This is a genomic window from Nocardioides limicola (assembly GCF_016827675.1).
GTDB lineage: Bacteria > Actinomycetota > Actinomycetes > Propionibacteriales > Nocardioidaceae > Nocardioides > Nocardioides limicola.
On the sequence record NZ_JAERJA010000013.1, the window covers coordinates 24,489 to 41,534 of the forward strand.

Annotated in this window: 18 protein-coding genes and 1 riboswitch; of the genes, 9 read left to right on the forward strand and 9 right to left on the reverse strand. The window is 69.7% G+C overall.

All coding sequences use genetic code 11. From position 1 onward, the window contains the following. The first annotated feature begins 112 nt into the window (after positions 1-112). On the forward strand, positions 113-547 hold the full coding sequence (locus JKG67_RS16690; RefSeq protein ID WP_203338483.1) for a VOC family protein: 435 nt from the start codon (positions 113-115) through the stop codon (positions 545-547). A 12-nt stretch (positions 548-559) separates the two neighbouring features. On the opposite strand, the gene JKG67_RS16695 is transcribed toward JKG67_RS16690, so the two are convergent. The 4 genes from JKG67_RS16695 to pdxY all read right to left on the reverse strand — a co-directional run bounded on the left by JKG67_RS16695 (position 560) and on the right by pdxY (position 4,902). Beyond that, positions 560-1,306: a TetR/AcrR family transcriptional regulator gene (locus tag JKG67_RS16695; RefSeq protein ID WP_203338484.1), complete on the reverse strand. Its 747-nt coding sequence runs from the start codon at positions 1,304-1,306 to the stop codon at positions 560-562. Beyond that, positions 1,303-2,967, reverse strand: coding sequence for an FAD-dependent oxidoreductase (locus JKG67_RS16700; protein WP_203338485.1), 1,665 nt, complete (start codon positions 2,965-2,967; stop codon positions 1,303-1,305). The genes JKG67_RS16695 and JKG67_RS16700 overlap by 4 nt, the downstream gene beginning before the upstream one ends. 1 nt (position 2,968) lies before the next feature. Then, on the reverse strand, positions 2,969-3,943 hold the full coding sequence (locus JKG67_RS16705) for an AurF N-oxygenase family protein (protein WP_203338486.1): 975 nt from the start codon (positions 3,941-3,943) through the stop codon (positions 2,969-2,971). A 98-nt stretch (positions 3,944-4,041) separates the two neighbouring features. Then, the gene (gene pdxY, locus JKG67_RS16710) at positions 4,042-4,902 is read right to left on the reverse strand and encodes a pyridoxal kinase (RefSeq protein ID WP_203338487.1); all 861 of its coding nucleotides are present in this window, start codon (positions 4,900-4,902) and stop codon (positions 4,042-4,044) included. 122 nt (positions 4,903-5,024) lie between these two features. On the opposite strand from pdxY, the gene JKG67_RS16715 reads away from it, so the two are divergent. Beyond that, positions 5,025-6,647 carry a GMC family oxidoreductase gene (locus tag JKG67_RS16715; RefSeq protein ID WP_203338488.1) on the forward strand — a complete coding sequence of 541 codons (1,623 nt, stop codon included), beginning with the start codon at positions 5,025-5,027 and terminating at the stop codon, positions 6,645-6,647. Between the two features lie 8 nt (positions 6,648-6,655). On the opposite strand, the gene JKG67_RS16720 is transcribed toward JKG67_RS16715, so the two are convergent. Next, positions 6,656-7,441, reverse strand: a complete 786-nt coding sequence (locus JKG67_RS16720; RefSeq protein ID WP_203338489.1) for a dioxygenase family protein — start codon at positions 7,439-7,441, stop codon at positions 6,656-6,658. Between the two features lie 74 nt (positions 7,442-7,515). Here JKG67_RS16720 and JKG67_RS16725 point away from each other — a divergent pair, with 74 nt between their 5' ends. Further along, positions 7,516-8,202, forward strand: a complete 687-nt coding sequence (locus JKG67_RS16725; RefSeq protein ID WP_203338490.1) for a uracil-DNA glycosylase — start codon at positions 7,516-7,518, stop codon at positions 8,200-8,202. Positions 8,203-8,212: 10 nt separating this feature from the next. Here JKG67_RS16725 and JKG67_RS16730 read toward each other — a convergent pair whose 3' ends face one another. The 3 genes from JKG67_RS16730 to JKG67_RS16740 all read right to left on the reverse strand — a co-directional run bounded on the left by JKG67_RS16730 (position 8,213) and on the right by JKG67_RS16740 (position 12,374). Continuing rightward, a complete protein-coding gene (locus JKG67_RS16730) occupies positions 8,213-9,400 on the reverse strand; it encodes a polyhydroxyalkanoate synthase family protein (protein ID WP_238998614.1) in 1,188 nt (395 codons plus the stop codon). Positions 9,401-9,434: 34 nt separating this feature from the next. Then, positions 9,435-10,874, reverse strand: coding sequence for a CAP domain-containing protein (locus JKG67_RS19135; protein ID WP_203338491.1), 1,440 nt, complete (start codon positions 10,872-10,874; stop codon positions 9,435-9,437). Between the two features lie 87 nt (positions 10,875-10,961). Then, positions 10,962-12,374 (reverse strand): alpha,alpha-trehalose-phosphate synthase (UDP-forming), encoded by a 1,413-nt coding sequence (locus JKG67_RS16740; protein WP_203338585.1) that lies wholly within the window; start codon positions 12,372-12,374, stop codon positions 10,962-10,964. Positions 12,375-12,508: 134 nt separating this feature from the next. Here JKG67_RS16740 and JKG67_RS16745 point away from each other — a divergent pair, with 134 nt between their 5' ends. Genes JKG67_RS16745 through otsB form a run of 3 tightly spaced genes read left to right on the forward strand, consistent with a single transcriptional unit; the run spans position 12,509 to position 14,216 of the window. Next, positions 12,509-12,802, forward strand: a complete 294-nt coding sequence (locus JKG67_RS16745; RefSeq protein ID WP_203338492.1) for a DUF3263 domain-containing protein — start codon at positions 12,509-12,511, stop codon at positions 12,800-12,802. 15 nt (positions 12,803-12,817) lie between these two features. Then, positions 12,818-13,354, forward strand: a complete 537-nt coding sequence (locus JKG67_RS16750) for a LytR C-terminal domain-containing protein (protein ID WP_203338493.1) — start codon at positions 12,818-12,820, stop codon at positions 13,352-13,354. Between the two features lie 28 nt (positions 13,355-13,382). Beyond that, on the forward strand, positions 13,383-14,216 hold the full coding sequence (gene otsB / locus JKG67_RS16755) for a trehalose-phosphatase (protein ID WP_203338494.1): 834 nt from the start codon (positions 13,383-13,385) through the stop codon (positions 14,214-14,216). Here otsB and JKG67_RS16760 read toward each other — a convergent pair. Then, entirely contained in the window at positions 14,197-14,754 is a 558-nt protein-coding gene (locus tag JKG67_RS16760) for an LOG family protein (RefSeq protein WP_203338495.1), read from the reverse strand. The two genes, otsB and JKG67_RS16760, sit on opposite strands and share 20 nt — an antisense overlap. Positions 14,755-14,827: 73 nt before the next feature. After that, a riboswitch (SAM riboswitch) is annotated at positions 14,828-14,958 on the forward strand. Between the two features lie 10 nt (positions 14,959-14,968). On the opposite strand from JKG67_RS16760, the gene thrC reads away from it, so the two are divergent. From thrC to JKG67_RS18670, 3 genes are read left to right on the forward strand one after another with little or no spacing between them, the layout of a single operon-like run. Next, positions 14,969-16,237 (forward strand): threonine synthase, encoded by a 1,269-nt coding sequence (gene thrC, locus JKG67_RS16765; protein ID WP_203338496.1) that lies wholly within the window; start codon positions 14,969-14,971, stop codon positions 16,235-16,237. 26 nt (positions 16,238-16,263) lie between these two features. After that, positions 16,264-16,542, forward strand: a complete 279-nt coding sequence (locus JKG67_RS16770; RefSeq protein ID WP_203338497.1) for a MoaD/ThiS family protein — start codon at positions 16,264-16,266, stop codon at positions 16,540-16,542. Between the two features lie 7 nt (positions 16,543-16,549). Further along, positions 16,550-17,011: an OsmC family protein gene (locus JKG67_RS18670; protein WP_203338498.1), complete on the forward strand. Its 462-nt coding sequence runs from the start codon at positions 16,550-16,552 to the stop codon at positions 17,009-17,011. The last annotated feature ends 35 nt before the right edge of the window (positions 17,012-17,046 follow it).

Below are 17,046 nucleotides of genomic sequence, written 5' to 3' on the forward strand. Positions count from 1 at the left end.
CGGTCGAGCCCGTTCTCCATGTGTGCTGCGGACTCGTTCACGGTTGCCTTCTCCCGGCACTGCGCCGGAAAACCTGTGTCGACCGGCTGGGTCCCGTCTCTAGGGTGGGACGATGGCGTCGGTCAAGCAGATCCAGGTCACCTTCGACTGTGCAGACCCCGAGCGCGTGGGTCGCTTCTGGTGCGAGGCGTTGGGGTACGTCCCGCCGCCGCCCCCGGAGGGGTTCGCGAGCTGGGAGGCCTACGAGCTCACGCTGCCGCCGGAGGACCGGGGGTCGTGGTTCGTGGGCATGGACCCCACGGGTGTCGGCCCACGGTTGTACTTCCAGCGCGTGCCCGAAGCCAAGGTCGTCAAGAACCGGCTCCACCTCGACGTGCGGGTCGGCACCGGCCTGGTGGGCGAGGAGCGGCTGGCGGCCCTGGAAGCCGAATGCACCCGTTTGGTCGCGATCGGCGCGACCAGGGTGCGACTGCTGGTGGCCGAGGGCGGCGAGGAGTCGTGCTTGGTGATGCAGGACGTCGAGGGCAACGAGTTCTGTCTCGACTGACGACGACTCCGCTCAGCCCGTCTCGCCGGCGAGGGCCCCGACGTCTCCGATCCACTCCTGCACCGGGCCCTCGGGCAACACCAGCCCGCGGCTGCGGGCCATACCCTCGATCTGGAACCAGGCCATGTCGGTGACCAGGTCGACGAAACTGTCCACGTCCGGCGACAACTCCTCACGCGAACTCCACCGACGCACCGCCCCGAAGCAGCCGCCGATCAGCCCGAACACCCAGGGATCCAGGGCGTCCCGGTCGAACTGGGAGAGTCGGCCACCCACGATCGGCACGAAGGCACCGATGACGACCTCCACCTGCTCGACGATCTGCTGCAACGTGTCGTCGAGCGGTCGACGATCCGCGCCGGGAATGTGTCGCTCGGCGAACTGGACCAGCGCCGCGTGGGCCACCGCCCACCGGATGTAGGCGTCCACCACCCGGTGGGTGATCTCCCGGGGCGTGCCGTCGAGGGTGATCGCCTCCAGCACCACGGTGGCGGCCCGGAGGCAGACCTCGTCCTGCACGGCCAGGTCGAGGTCGGACCGGTCGGTGAAATGCCGGTAGACGACGCTGCGGTTGATGCCCGCCCGGTCGGCGATCTGCTGGACGTGGATCTCGTGCCCCGGGGGATGGGCTTCGATCACGGCCACGGCAGCATCGATGACGGCCTGTCGGCGCTGTTGGTTGTGCTGCTCCCAACGCACCCGACGGCCGTCCTCGCCCTTGGGCCGCACCGCATTCATCCCGGCTCCCTTCACCATCATGTAGCTATGAGGGTAGCCGGACGGGGGGTGCGGGCTCGCTGAAGTCTCGTGGTGGGAGCAGCGGCCACCCGCCGCTGCTCGGCGACGTCGGTGATCTTCAGCCGTGGTCGGTCCACCGCCATCCCGCGGGCGAGCTCCTCCCGATCCAGCCGCCGCCACTCGGCGAGTCCGACCACCTCGCGCTGTCGGGAGCGGACCAGATCGGCAGCGTCGCCCTCCACCAGGGCCGGTACGCCGCGGTCGAGGTCGTCGAGGATGCTGGCCACCGTCTCCTGAGCGCAGGACTTGTTCGTGCCGATCGAGCCGGTGGGGCCGCGCTTGATCCACCCGACGACGTACGCCCCCGCCTCGACCCGGCCACGGCGGTGGGGGACCGTGCCACTCTTCTCGTCCCACGGCAGCCCGGCCACGCGCAGGCCGCGGTGGCCGATCGACCGGATCACCAGCCCGGCGTCGAGGTCGCTGGTCGTGGTGGTGGGTTCGGCGCGCAGTACGCCGTCGGCGTCGGTCACCAGCCGGTTCTCGACCAGGCGTACGCCGCTCACCCGGTCGCCGCCGAGCACCTCCACCGGGGATGCGGCGAACCGCAGCACGATCCGGCGTCTGTCGGGTCGGGGAGCGCGGGTGGCCAGTTCGCGGACCAGTCGACTGCGCTGGTCGTTCCCGGTGATCGACTCGGGTGCAAGATCCACCCGCACGTCGATGTCGTCCAGGCCGGCCAGGCCGATCAGCTCGGGCATCGTGAACGCAGCCTCGGCCGGGCCACGGCGACCGATGACCACCACTTCCCGGACCTGGCTGCGGCGCAGCGCCTCAAGGGGAGCGGGAGCCATGTCGGTCGCGGTGAGCGCGGCCGGGGGCAGGGTGAGGATCCGGGCCACGTCGAGGGCCACGTTGCCGTTGCCGATCACCACGGCCCGCTCACTGTCCAGCGGCACCTCGAGGCCGGCCAGGTCGGGGTGGCCGTTGTACCAACGCACCACGTCGGTGGCCGACAGTGATCCGGGCAACTGCTCGCCGGGAATGTCCAGCCGGCGATCCGTGGTCGCGCCGACGGCGAACACCACCGCGTGATAGCGCTCCCGCAGCTCGGCCACGGTGAGGTCCCGGCCGATCTCGATGCCGAGGACGTAGCCGAACCGGGGGTCTCGCTCGATCGCCTCGAAGAGGCGGGTCACCTTCTTGGTCGCGGCATGGTCGGGGGCGACGCCGTGCCGGACCAGTCCGTACGGCGTCAGCAACCGATCGTAGACATCGACGCGTTCGATCTCGGGGTGCTTCAACAGTTCATCGGCGGTGTAGAGACCCGCAGGCCCGGCCCCGACGATCGCCACCCGGAACGGCCCCGGCCGGGCCAGCCGGCGCTGCGTGGGCACCAGGGCCAGCGGAGTGCGGTCGGGGAGCTCGAACGTGTCGTAGTACTCCGCGTTCAGCAGCCGGAACGGCTCCTGTCCCGGGCTGAGCGCACTGGTGGGGAGGATCGCGCCCACCGGGCAGGCCGTGGTGCAGGCGCCGCACCCGACACACGACGCCGGGTCGATATAGAGCATCTCGGCCTCGGCGAATCCTGGCTCGCCCGGAGTCGGATGGATGCAGTTGACCGGGCAGGCGACGACGCAGGAGGCGTCGGCGCAGCAGGACTGGGTGACGACGTAGGACATCTCAGGCAGCCGCCGGGGTGGGTTCGCTGCGGAAGCGACTGGGGCGGCCGTCGATGCCCATCAGCCGCCAGACCCGGCGCGCGACCGGGTTCATCAGGTCGGCGTTCTCCATCAGCATCCGGACGTCGCCGAGCATGTCGCGCAGCAGCTTCTGCGACTCCTCGCTGCGCCACCAGACCTGGCGGGCCACCTTGCGGGGCACGCCCATCTCCCGCAGTGCCTGCCGGTTGGGCACAGCGATGGCATCGACGAGCAGTCGCAGCACGATCGGGCTGACCACCGAGACCACCGCCCGCTGGCGGCGGTTGAGTCGCGGCGCCCGGTGCTCGATGTACTGATGGGCGAAGCCGATGTGGCGCGCCTCCTCGGCGATGTGGATCTGCATGATCCGCTGCAGCAGCGGGTGCAGCTGTGCGTCGCTGCGCAGCATGTTCTTCTGCACGTGGTCGATGGGTTCCTCGCCGCCGAGGACCCCGATGAAGAAGATGAACGGCCAGGCGCCCGCCGCCAGCGGCATCAGCGGGGCCACTCGCAGGAACCAACGTGGACCGCCCGGGACGTTCTGGCCGCTCCGGTTCACGAACTCCTGGAACATCTGGGTGTGGTGGCACTCCTCGGTCGCCTCATGGGTGGAGTACCGGAACTCGGGCCGGTTGTTGGGCAACTTGAACGCGTGATGCATCAGCCCGGCGATCAGGATCTGCTCGAACTGCAGCCCGACCTTCACGACGTTGGCCTGCCGGTAGATGCCGATGGCGATCTGTCGCTCGCGGGGGAGCGACTGGTACCACTCAGTGGCGCCCAGGGTGTCGACCTTCGGCAGCACCCACCGTGGGTCGTTCACGTCCACGGCGTACTCGGGATCGTCCCAGGGGACGTCCAGGAAGGCATCGAAGTGCTGGTGCACCGACGCCTCCGACAGGGTCTGCAGGGTCTCTTCGTAGCTCTGCGGGTGCTCGCCCACGGTCATGGTCATCTCAGGTCCCCTCTTCGGTGGATGCGTAGCCCCGAAGTTACTGCAACACCGTGTCGCGCGCAATAGGTAGATGTCACATGGTGTTGCAGGTAGGTCGGTCAGCGGACCCGGTGCACCGCGAACTCGCGCCCCGGCTCCACGAAGGCCTGTTGGGCCTCCACCACCCACAGCTCGCTGGAGCCAGCCGCGTGCGAGGCGGCAACCACCGCGTGGATCCCGGAGGCGGTGCTGGCCAGCACGGACGCCGGCTCCTCGACGTACCACCGGGCCACCGCCAACGCGGCCGTCAGATCGCCGGCGCCCGGGAAGGCGCCCGGGAGTTGGGGGGTCTCCACCAGCCAGGCACCCGACCCGGTGACCGCCAGCATCCCGATCACGGTGCCGTCGTCCAGGCCCGGGTCGGGCTCGGGGACCACGCTGGTCACCAGCGCCGCCGTGGGTCCGGCGTCGCGGAGCAGGTCGGCCGCTACCAGGGTGGCGGCCAGACTGTCGGTCGGGTGTCCGGTGAGTACGCCGAGCTCGAACCGGTTCGGGATGACCAGGTCTGCCGCCGGGATCAGCAGGGTGGCGACCTGATCGGGCACCTGTGCGGGCACGTAGAGCCCGCTGTCGGTGTCGCCGAGCACCGGGTCGCATGCGTATCGCGCGGCCGGATTCGCCGCCCTGACCCGATCGACGGTCTCGGCGACCACTGCGACCATGGACGGGTCGCCGAGGTAGCCGGTGAGCACCAGGTCGATCTCGGCGAGCGCGTCCAGGTCGTCGAGACCGTCGATGAGATCCCGGACCTGGGCGGGGGTGAGGGCGTGTCCCCGCCAGCCGGGGTAGCCGGTGTGGTTGGAGTAGCAGACGGTCGGGACGGCGCACACCTGGTGGCCCAGTCGCTGCAGGACGAAGGTCGCCACCGTGTTGCCGACGTACCCGTAGCTCACCTGGGACTGGATCGACAGCACTCGCATGGCCCTATCGTGGCAGCGGGAGGGCTGGTGGGGAATTGCTGCGGCGTACCTCTGGTATGGGAAACTAGAACGCGTTACAGTATCTCAGCAGTGTGTGCCAGGTCACGACAGGGAGAGGTTCCATGGCGAAGAAGCCGCAGATCAACGAGGCCGACTACGTGGTCGTCGGTGCAGGCAGTGCCGGAGCGGCCGCCGCAGGGCGACTGGCGGAGTCCGGAGCCTCGGTGATCCTCCTCGAGGCCGGTGGGAACGATGACCGCTACCTGGTCCGCAAGCCCGGCATGGTCGGACCGATGCACCAGGTCCCGCAGTTCAAGAAGTCCGTCTCCTGGGACTACTACACCGTGCCCCAGCCGCACGCGCGCAACCGCAAGCTGCCGCAGCCCCGCGGCAAGGTGCTCGGCGGGTCCAGCTCGATCAACGGCATGCTCTGGGTGCGCGGCAACCGGGCCAACTACGACGCCTGGGCGGCCGAGGGCTGCGAGGGGTGGGACGCCGACAGCGTCAACGACGTCTACCGCCGGATCGAGGACTTCGAGGACGGCGCCAACGACTACCGTGGCGCCGGCGGCCCGGTCAAGGTGACCCGTCACGGGGCACCCACCGAGGCCTCGGCCCAGTTCATCCAGGCCACCTCGGACACCCTGGGTGTGAAGGTCCTCGACGACTACAACGGCGCCTCGCAGGAGGGGGTCGGCTGGTTCCAGCAGAGTGTGGCCGACGCGACCCGCTACAGCTCCTCACGCAGCTACCTGTTCGGGAAGGAGCGGGAGAACCTGCACGTCCAGACCCGGGTGCACGTCGCCCGGGTGGTGATCGAGGCCGGCCGCGCCACCGGTGTCGAGGTGATCGACGCCGGCGGCCAGCGGCGGACCATCCGGGCCGGCCGTGAGGTGATCCTCTCCGCGGGGGTCTTCGGGTCGGCCCAGATCCTGATGCTGTCGGGAATCGGCCCGGCCGCCCACCTGGCCCAGCACGGGATCGAGATGGTCGCCGATCTGCCGGTCGGCGACAACCTGCACGACCACATGTTCGTGCCCACCACCTGGATCATGCCCAATGCCAAGCACCGCGGCATCCCGACGTACTTCGCCCGCGGCCTGGCCAAGGAGGTCCTCAAGCCCGGGACCTCGTTCCTGGCCAACGGGGTCTTCGAGGTCACCGGGTTCGTCCGCACCTCGCAGGCCACCGACGTTCCGGACCTGCAGATCCACGTGCTCCCGTGGGCCTACCCGTCCCCGAACCAGGACGCGCCGATCCGGCACACGGTGGACCGCCGCTCCGCGTTGACGGTGATGTCGACGCTGATCTATCCCAAGAGCCGCGGCACGCTCCGGCTGGCCAGCGCCGACCCCACGGCCGCGCCGCTGATCGACTTCAACTACCTGGCCGACCCGGCGGACCGCAAGACGCTGATCGAGGGCGTCGAGATCATCCGCGAGATCATGTGGTCCGCGGCCTTCGGTGGCAACGTGAAGGGCGAGCTGCACCCCGGGCCGGCGATCACCGGCGAGTCGCTCGAGGAGGAGCTGACCAACCGGGCGACCACCGTCTATCACGGTGTCGGCTCCTGCCGGATGGGTGTGGACGAGCGGGCCGTGGTGGACCCGCAACTGCGGGTGCGCGGGGTCGAAGGGCTCCGGGTCGCGGACGCCTCGATCATGCCGAGCATCATCGGCGGCAACACCAACGCGCCGTCGATCATGATCGGTGACCGGGCCGCCGAGTTGGCGTTGCGCGGCTGACGGCCGTTTCAGGCGACCAGCAGGGAGCGCTTCGACAGACCCATCCAGAAGCCGTCGAAGAGTTGCTCCCCGGGCTGGTCGGCGCGGGTCGCGGCACCCAGCGTGATGAACAGGGGCGTGTAGTGCTCAACGGTGGGGTGCGCGTACGGCATCCCAGGGGCTCGGGTCTGGTACGCCGCCAACTCGTCGACGTCGCCGCGGGCCAGCGCCTCGCCGGCCCAGGAGTCGAACTCCGACGACCATCCGGGCGCCTCGGCATCGATGCGCCAGGAGGTGAGGAACGGCAGTCCGTGGGTGAGGAAGCCCGAGCCGATCACCAGTACCCCTTCGTCGCGCAGTTCCCGGAGTCGCTGGCCGATGCCGAGCAGTCGGTACGGGTCCTGGGTCGGCAGTGACATCTGCAGGACCGGGATGTCGGCCTCGGGGTACATGATCTTCAGGGGCACCCAGGCGCCGTGGTCGAGGCCGCGGGACGCATGCTGGTGCACCGGCTGTCCGTCCGGGAGCAGTGCGGTGACCCGCTGCGCCAGCCACGCGGCGTCCGGAGTCGGATAGGTCATCCGGTAGAACTTCTCGGCGAACCCCCCGAAGTCATAGACCAGTGGCGCGCCGCTGGCTGAGAGGCTGATCGGCGCTGCCTCCCAGTGTGCACTGACGATCAGGATCGCGCGGGGTCGGGGCAACCCTGCGGCCAGGCCGGCCAACTGCCCCGACCACACCGGGTCGTCCAGCAGCGGGGGCGCGCCGTGGCCGATATACAGGGCCGGCATCCGGGACTCGGTCATGTCAGTCATCGTAGCCGAAGGTAATTTATGCTTCAACTATACGGGTATCGGTCCCCTCGGGGCGCACCGCTACCCTCGCGGGCATGGGAACGCTGGCAGGGCTGGTTGACAAGGGTCTGATGGCGGGCGACTGGGCCGAGGCGCTGGCGCCGGTGGAGGAGCAGATCGCCCGGCTCGGGCAGTTCCTCCGGGAGGAGGTCGCAGCCGGTCGCGGCTATCTGCCGGCGGGGGAGCAGGTGCTCCGGGCGTTCGCGCGGCCGCTGGCCCAGGTGCGGGTGCTGATCGTCGGGCAGGACCCGTATCCGACCCCGGGCCACCCGGTCGGGTTGAGCTTCTCGGTGGCCCGCGAGGTGTCCCCGATCCCGCGCAGCCTGGCCAACATCTACACCGAACTCGGCACCGACCTGGGCCTGCCGGCGGCCAGCCACGGTGACCTGAGCAGTTGGGCCGACCAGGGAGTGATGCTGCTCAACAGGGTGCTCACCGTGCAGCCGGGCCACTCCGCGTCGCACCGTGGCCGGGGCTGGGAGCAGGTCACCGACCAGGCGATCGACGCACTGGTTCGCCGGGGTGGTCCACTGTCCGCGATCCTGTGGGGCCGGGACGCCCAGTCGCTGGCGCCGATGCTGGGTCAGGTGCCCACGGTGGCGTCGGCCCACCCGTCGCCGCTGTCGGCCTCACGGGGGTTCTTCGGCTCGCGGCCGTTCTCCCGGGTGAACCGTCTCCTGGTCGAGCAGGGCGGTCAACCGGTCGACTGGTCGGTGCGCTGATCCGGTCGAGTCAGGGCGCCAGGGAGCGGGACGACTTCGAGCCGTAGCGGCGCGCCGGGTTCGAACCGATCCCGTCGCGCTGGGCAGTGGTCTGCGCCGGCCCCTTGCGACGCGGCTTCGACTGCCGCGGTGCCGGCGAGCTCCACTGGTCGATCCACTCGTCCAGCACCCGCCAGGTGCTGCCCCGGGCGGCCCGGCCGGTGAGCATGCCCAGGTGCCCGCCGGGGACCACCTCGAACCGCGCCTCCGGCGCCCCGGTCAGCAGCGGCATCAGCGCCTGCACCGCCCGGATCGGGGCGATCCCGTCGCCGGCACCGGCGAACACCAGCGTGGGCTTGTCCAGGCGTGCCACCTCGATCGTCCGGTCGCCGAAGGAGATCACCCCGGCCACCAGCGCGTTGCCGCGCACGAAGCGGTGGTACAGCTGGCCGAAGGTCCGACCTGGGTAGGCGATCATGTTGGCGGTGAACCGGTCCACGGCCTCGATCTGAGCCAGGAAGTCGGCGTCATCGAGATGGCTGGCCAGCGCCAGCGGCTTGGTCACCAGCTTCTGGAAGGCCGAGAGTTGGAACGCCCACCGCACCAGCGGCTGCGGCGCCCCGCCCAGCATCCGATAGCCACGGGTGACCAGCTTCCCGTCACTGATGTTGAGCAGTGGCCGGATCGGCGCCACCAGCGGCACCTGCTTCACGTCGAACGGTGACCCCACCACCGTGACCGAGGCGATCGGCAGGTCGGGGCGGTCGGCCGCGGTGAGCACCGAGAAGATTCCCCCCAGGCTCCAGCCCACCACATGCACCGGTTGGCCTCCTGCGTGCTTGGACGCCTCCAGGATGGCGGTAGGCACCACCTCGTCGATCCAGTGCTCCATGCCCAGGTTCCGGTCCGAGAACGACACCCGGCCGTACTCCACCAGGTAGGTGGGGCGGCCCTCGTTCACCAGGTGCTCGACCAGCGAGCAGCCGCGGCGAAGATCGAAGCAGAGCGACGGTGCCGCCAGCGGGGTCACCAGCAGCACCGGCCCGCCCCGTGACGGTACGCCGGCCACCGGCCGGTAGTGGTAGAGCTCGCGCAACTGCCCCTCGTCGATCAGGGTGCGCGCCATCGGCCGGAGGTCGGCCACGCCGCCGTAGAGCAGCTTGTGGGCCACGTTGCTGGCCGCGGCGGCGACCTGATCGGGCTTGGGGATCAGATCCATGGGGGCACCGTACCCACCCCAGCGTTGTGTGGGCTCATCCGACGCGGAAACGCGAGACGTGACGCTTGCCGTCCGCCCACACCACGGCGGTGTGCCGTCCTCTCGCCAGCGGGTGCAGTGGCAGCAGCACCACGGTGTGCTGGTTGACCCGCATCATCTTGCGGGCCAGCCTGCGCTCGTGGGTCTTCGGGTTCTTGTAGGTGCGCGAGGTGATCACGCAGACGGGCACCCGCTTGCCGCCGACCCGCAACCGAGCGCTCACGTTCCGCGGCGCGACACCGTCGCTGCCGAACGAGAAGAGCACCGGCGCACCGGTGCCGCCGGCAGCGAGACGCTGCCGATAGCGGGCCGGGCAGGAGGTGTAGGGGCTCGGCCAGTCGCCCTGGGAGATCCGCCGAGGGGCTTTCGCGCCGCGCCCGGGGAACGTGTAGGGGCGCGACGGGCTGCCGAAGCGGTCGACGTTGACGTTCTGCCGCTGTGGCCACAGTGCCGAGTACCGGCTGGCCGAGGCCCAGCTGGCCAGTGTGGCCTCCGGGTTGAGCAGGGCCATCGCTTTGAACGGCTGGGTCATCCACCGAGCCAGCGTCGCAGCCGGACGGCCGCCGTGGTTGATGGCCGACGCGCGGCCGGCGGTGGCGCCCTCGACGGTGTACCAACGGTTGTTGGGGTTCTCGGCATGGGTGAGCTCGTTGTTGCGGACCATGTAGGTGACGTGCCGTTGCACCCAGGAGGTCAGGTCGGGGTTCTCCGCTGCCCGCGGCGCTCCGTACTGCTTGCGGAACCTGTTCAACCGCTTCAGCCAGGCCGGCACGTTGTTGCGGTCCACGGTGACCTTCACGATGTTGGAGTACGCCGTCACCGTGTCCCGGTTGCCGTCGACCCGGGCCCGCACCCACATCGTCCCGGGCGTGTTGCGGAAGACGTGCTGGTCGGCCGGGACCACCTGCCAGGCGCCGGTGGCGGTGAGCCGCCGCTCCAGCACGTAGTTGCGGCTCGGCAGCACCGACGTGTTCGCTGGACTGGCGAGCAGTTGCCGGGAGATCCGGGTGGCGGTGTTCAGGGTGACCTTGGGTCGGATCTTGAGTCGGGTGCGCTGTTGCTCGTGGGTGGGTACACAACTGGCCGCGGCGCCGACGCGGACGTCAAGCACTTCGGTGATGTTGGTGAACGTGTGGCTCGCCTGGCCGCCCAGGGCGTCTTTGCAGGCGTTGCCGGTGGTGCCGTCGGGGTACTGCCAGAACAGCACCACGGTGGCGGTGGGCGAACTCGTGTCGACGGTCAGCGTGGCACTGCCGTTGTAGTCGGCGGCAGCGCGGTCCCAGGCAACGCTGGTCACCGTCGCCGCCTGTGCCGGTGTGGCCACCACCGTCGCCAGGCCGGCCACCAGGGCGACCAGGGCCATCCGGAGCGCTGCGCGTCTGGCGCGACCCCCCGGTCGTCGGTAGGAGGTGGACGTGGCAGAGGCAGTCTGCACGGGAGATCCCTTCACTTCACGGCTGCGGTCGTGGCGCCGCCCCGCGACCAGGCGCCACACAGGCTCAACGAGAGAGGTCACGTCGCGCTATGGACGCGGTGCCGGCCGACCCATCAACTCGTCGAGGAAGCGGGCGGCCCACGCGTCCACGTCCTTCTCCCGGACGGTCCGGCGCATCGCCCGCATCCGCCGGGTGATCTCCTTGGGATCGGCGTGGTAGGCGTCCAGCAGTGCGGCCTTGATGCCGTCGATGTCGTAGGGGTTGACCTGCCAGGCCTGACGCAGCTCCTGGGCTGCGCCGGCGAACTCCGACAGCACCAGGGCGCCGTCGTCGTCGAGGCGGCAGGCGACGTACTCCTTGGCCACCAGGTTCATCCCGTCGGTGAACGGGGTCACCACCATCACGTCCGCCACTCGGTAGAGGGCCGCCATCTCCTCCCGGGGGTAGGAGGAGTGCAGGTAGGAGATGGCCGGACGGCCGATCCGGCCCAGATCGCCGTTGATCCGGCCGACCAGCCGGTCGACCTCATCGCGGAGCAGTCGGTACTGCTCGACCCGCTCCCGCGACGGCGTGGCCACCTGGACGAAGACGGCGTCCTCGGTGGACAGGTGCCCGTCGGTGATCAACTCTGCGAACGCCCGCAGTCGCGGGTAGATGCCCTTGGTGTAGTCGAGCCGGTCGATGCCCAGGAAGATCTTGGCCGGGTGGCCGAGCATCCGGCGGATCTCGGTGGCCCGGGCCGCGACCGGTGGTGAGGCCGCCAGTTCGGTGAAGCCGGCGGTGTCGATCGAGATCGGGAAGGCTGCCGCTCTGACCGCGCGACCGTCGGGAAGGTGGACCATGTCCCGCTGGGTCCGGTGCCCGACCCGCTGCCGGACCAGCCGGACGAAGTTGGCGGCGGCCCCCGAGAGTTGGAAGCCGACCAGGTCGGCACCGAGCAGCCCCTCGAGGATCTGCCGACGCCACGGCAGTTGCTGGAAGAGTTCGGCAGGGGGGAAGGGGATGTGCAGGAAGAACCCGATCCGGAGGTCGGGACGCATCTCCCGCAGCATCTGCGGGACCAACTGCAACTGGTAGTCGTGCACCCAGACGGTGGCGCCCTCGCTGGCGATCATCGCCGCCCGCTCCGCGAACCGGCGGTTCACCCGCACGTAGGCGTCCCACCACTCCCGGTGGAACTCCGGTTTGGCGACCAGGTCGTGGTAGAGCGGCCACAGGCTGGCGTTGGAGAAGCCCTCGTAGAACTCCTCCACCTCACAGGCGGTGAGAGTGATCGGGACCAGTTGCATCCCGTTGAGCATGAACGGGTCGATGTCGGCGTCGGCGTTCCCGGGCCAGCCGATCCAGGCCCCACGCTGCTCCCGGATCACCGGCTCCAGCGCGGCGACCAGACCGCCCGGTGAGGTCCGCCAGGTGGTGCTGCCGTCCGCCTCGGTGACCTGGTCAACCGGCAGCCGGTTGGCCAGGACGACGAGGTCGGCGCTGATCACATCAGGCAGCCTAGCGGTAGCCGCCCACCCGGGGAGGGTCCCTGACCGGGCAGTTCGGTTCGATCCGGCGGGGCGAATGACAACGGTGTGGTTCAGTGCCTAGGATGGGGGTCCAGGTAGTTGTCATGGGAACGAGGGAAGCGATGGACGTCGCCCTGAGCAGCACGCACGAGATCGGCGAATGCCGCGAACTGTCCGAGAGGGACACCGAGATCCTCGCCTTCGAGCGCCAGTGGTGGAAGTACGCCGGGGCCAAGGAGCAAGCGATCCGGGACCAGTTCGACATGTCCTCGACCCGCTATTACCAGGTGCTCAACGCGCTCATCGACAAGCCGGAGTCATTGGCAGCGGACCCGCTGCTGGTGCGCCGCCTGCGCCGCCTGCGTGCCGCCCGCCAGCGGCAACGCTCTGCCCGCCGACTCGGCTTCGACGCCTGAGAGGAGCCCGCTGCCATGCACTTCCCCCGCCGGCGGCGAGACCAACAAGGAGTGGCCCTCAACTCACCCGTGGTGATGCTCAGCATCATCGCGGTGGCGATGGCCGCCCTCGCCTTCGGGGTCACCTGGGACACCGGTGAACCCGAGCAGATCGTCCAGGCCGCCGCGCCTGAGTCCACCGAGGATGCCGCCGCGGAAGCGGAGGCCGAAGCCGAGGCCAGGCGCGAGCGTCGCCAGGAGCGTCGCCGGCAGCAGCGTGAGGCCGCGCAGGCGGTGCAGCGCGGTGAGGTGCTGGTGGAGGTCTACAACAACTCCGGCATCGCCGGGCTGGCCGGTCGCACCTCCGACACGCTGACCGGGATCGGCTGGCAGGTGGTCGGCTCCGACAACTGGTACGGCACCATCCCCGCGGCCACCGTCTACCACCCCCAGGGGATGGCCAAGGAGGCCGAGGCGCTCGCCAACGACCTCGGTATCTCCCGGGTGATGCCGGCAGTGGACCCGATGCGGATGGATCGGCTCACAGTCATCCTCACGGCCGACTTCGCCTGAGTCAGGCACGGTGTGATGGGGTGGACCCATGGAGTTCACCTCGGCTGAGGCGCGCAGCAGGTACGACGAGGTCGTCGCCGTCGCCGCCCGGACGGTGGTCGGACTCGACTTCGACGGCACCCTGGCCCCCATCGTGGCCGACCCCGAAGCCGCGCACATCCACCCCGAGGCGCACCGAGTGCTGGTCGACCTCGCCGACGTGGTCGGCGCCGTTGCGGTGATCACCGGTCGCCCCGCCCGACAGGCGGTGGCACTGGGGGGCCTGGACGAGGTCGGCGAGGAGATCGCGGCCCGGGGGCACGAACTCCACGTCTTCGGCCAGTACGGCAACGAGCGGTGGTCGTCGTCGCAGCCCTACGTGCGCACCCCGCTCCCCCCGCACGGGCTCGCCTCCTTCCAGCGCGACCTGCCCCGGGAGTTGCGTGCGGCCGGTGTCCAGGATGCGTTCGTGGAGGAGAAGGGACTGGCGGTGGCGGTGCACACCCGTCGACTGGACGACCCGGAGACCGCCTTCCGGGCGCTGTTGCCGCGACTCCGGGCGCTGGCCACCCGGCACGACCTGATGCTGGAGCCGGGCCGGAACGTGATCGAGGTCCGCTCGGCCGGGATGCACAAGGGCATCGCGGTGCACCAGTTGGCCGCGCGGATCCAGGCCGGCGGCTTCCTCTTCGCCGGCGACGACCTGGGTGATGTCGAGGCCTTCGATGCGGTCGAGGAGTTGGCCGACTCGGGGCTCGCCACGCTGCTGGTCTGCTCGGCCTCGGAGGAGGAGAGCGCGCTCGCCGAGCGGGCCGACGTGGTGGTGCCCGGCCCCGAGGGAGTGCTGGAGCTGCTGCGTCAGCTCACCGCAGACGCGTCGTGAGGCCGGCCAACGCCGCGTCCAGATCGCGCTCGACCACCAGCGCCTCGACCGTCTCGGCGTTCATGAATCCATGTCCGGCCAACTGCCCGAGCAGGGTCACCAGGTGGTCCCAGAAGCCGGCAGGATCGAGCAGCCCCAACGCCTTGGCGTGCAGGTCGAGGGTGTGCCAGGTCCACACCTCGAAGAGCTCCTCCAGGGTGCCGAGGCCGCCCGGCAGCACCAGGAACGCATCCGCCAGCTCGGTCATCAGCGCCTTGCGCTCGTGCATGGTCTCGACCACGTGCGTGGTCACTCCGGGCTCGTCGCCGACCCGACCCCATTCACGATCGACCATGAACGCCGGGATCACCCCGATCACCCGGCCACCGTGGTCGATCACCCCCTGGGACAGTGCGCCCATCAGACCACTGCCCCCGCCGCCGTACACGAGCTCGATGTCGCGACGGGCAAGCCCGGCTCCGGTGTCATAGGCGAGCTGGCGCCAACGGGGGTGGGCGCCGTCGCGGGATCCCAGGAAGACGGCAAGGCGGGAGATCACCTGCGGCAGGCTAGTCGATCTCAATCGGCGGACGCGATGTGCGCATCGTGAGACACCCGCGTAGGCTGAGCGCAGCTCATCGAGAGGGACTGAGGGAACGGCCCGACGAAGTCCCGGCAACCGCCACGATCCTCCTGTGCTCACCCGAGTCACAGTCGTGGAAACGGTGCTAATTCCGTCCCGCAGCCGCGGGGTAGATGAGAAGGAGGACTTCATGAGCGCTGTGATCACCGAACCAACGTCCGGGCTCCGCGAGGGTGCTTTCGGGCACGCCACCGGACTCGCCTGTCGCGAATGCGGCCACCAGATCCCGCTGGGCCCCCACTACGCCTGTACGGAGTGCTTCGGGCCGCTGGAGATCGCCTACGACTTCCCGGCCATCACCCGCGAGGAGATCGAGGCCGGTCCGGCCAACATCTGGCGCTACAAGACGCTGCTGCCGGTGCCCTCCGACATCGTGGACTCGCCGAACATGGAGCCCGGCTTCACCCGGCTGCTCAAGGCCCACAACCTCGGCGCCGAGTTGGGCATCACCAACCTCTGGGTCAAGGACGACTCCACCAACCCGACCAACTCGTTCAAGGACCGGGTGGTGGCCTGCGCGCTGAGCGCGGCCCGCGAGTTCGATGCCAAGGTCTTCGCCTGCCCCTCCACCGGCAACCTGGCCAACGCCGTCGCCGCCGCCGGCGCCCGGGCCGGCATCAAGACCGTGGTCTTCATCCCCGCCAACCTCGAGCAGCCCAAGCAGGTCAACTCCGCCATCTACACCGACTCGCTGGTGGCCGTGAACGGCAACTACGACGACGTCAACAAGCTCGCCTCCGAGATCGCCGGCGAGGAGGACGGCTGGGCCTTCGTCAACGTCAACGTCCGGCCCTACTACGCCGAGGGCTCCAAGACGCTCGGCTACGAGATCGCCGAGCAGCTGGGCTGGCGGTTGCCCGACCAGATCGTGATCCCGGTGGCCTCCGGCTCCCAGCTGACCAAGGTCGACAAGGCCTTCCAGGAACTGATCAAGCTCGGCCTCGTCGAGGAGAAGCCCTACACGGTGTTCGGCGCCCAGGCGACCGGCTGCTCGCCGGTCTCGGTCGCGTTCAAGGAGGGCCACCAGGTGATCCGGCCGGTGAAGCCGGACACCATCGCCAAGAGCCTGGCGATCGGCAACCCCGCCGACGGGATCTATGTGCTCGACATCTGCCGGCGTACCGGCGGCACCGTCGAAGACATCAGCGACGAGCAGGTGCGCGAGGCGATCGTGCTGCTGGCCCGCACCGAAGGCATCTTCACCGAGACCGCTGGCGGCACCACCGTCGGCGTCCTGAAGAAGCTCGTCGAGACCGGCCAACTGGACCCGAACCTGGAGACCGTGGTGATCAACACCGGCCACGGACTGAAGACCCTGGACGCCATCTCCGACCGGGTCGGCGCCGCCGCCACCATCGAGCCGACGTACGACTCCTTCCGGTCGTCCGGCATCATCTGAGCAACCACGAACCTAGGAGCAGAGCAGTGAGCGTTTCCGTCCGCATCCCCACCATCTTGCGCACGTACACCGGCGGGGAGTCCGAGGTCACCGCGACCGGTGACACCCTGGCAGCGGTGCTGGACGACCTGGACGCCAGCTTCGCCGGGATCAAGGGCCGGATCCTCGACGACAACGGCGACCTGCGGCGCTTCGTCAACGTGTACGTCGGCAACGACGATGTCCGCTTCCTGCAGAACCTGGACACGCCGACCCCGGCCGGCACCCAGATCTCGGTGATCCCCGCGGTCGCCGGCGGCGCCTGAACCGACGGTGGACCACCGCTACACCCTCGACCTCACCTGGCAGGGCAACCGCGGCTCCGGGACCACCGGCTACCGCGACTACGGTCGCCAGGTGCTGCTCAGTGCCGCCGGCAAGGCCGACCTGGCCGGCTCGGCCGACCCCACTTTCCGGGGCGACGCGGACCGGTGGAACCCCGAGGAGCTGCTGGTGGGTGCGCTGGCGCAGTGCCACCTGCTCTCCTACCTGCACTCGGCGGTCAACCACGGCGTGGTCGTCACGGCGTACGCCGACTCACCGGTGGGCACGATGGCCCAGGCCGGTCAGGGTGGCCACTTCACCTCGGTGCTGCTGCGGCCCCGGGTGCGGATCACCGACCCCGATCAGATCGAGGTGGCCACCCGGATCCACGCCGAGGCCCACCACAACTGCTTCATCGCCGCGTCGGTCAACTTCGAGGTGCACGTCGAGCCGGTCACCGAGGTCGGGTAGCCCCCGACCTCGGTGACCGGCTTCACCATGCCAGG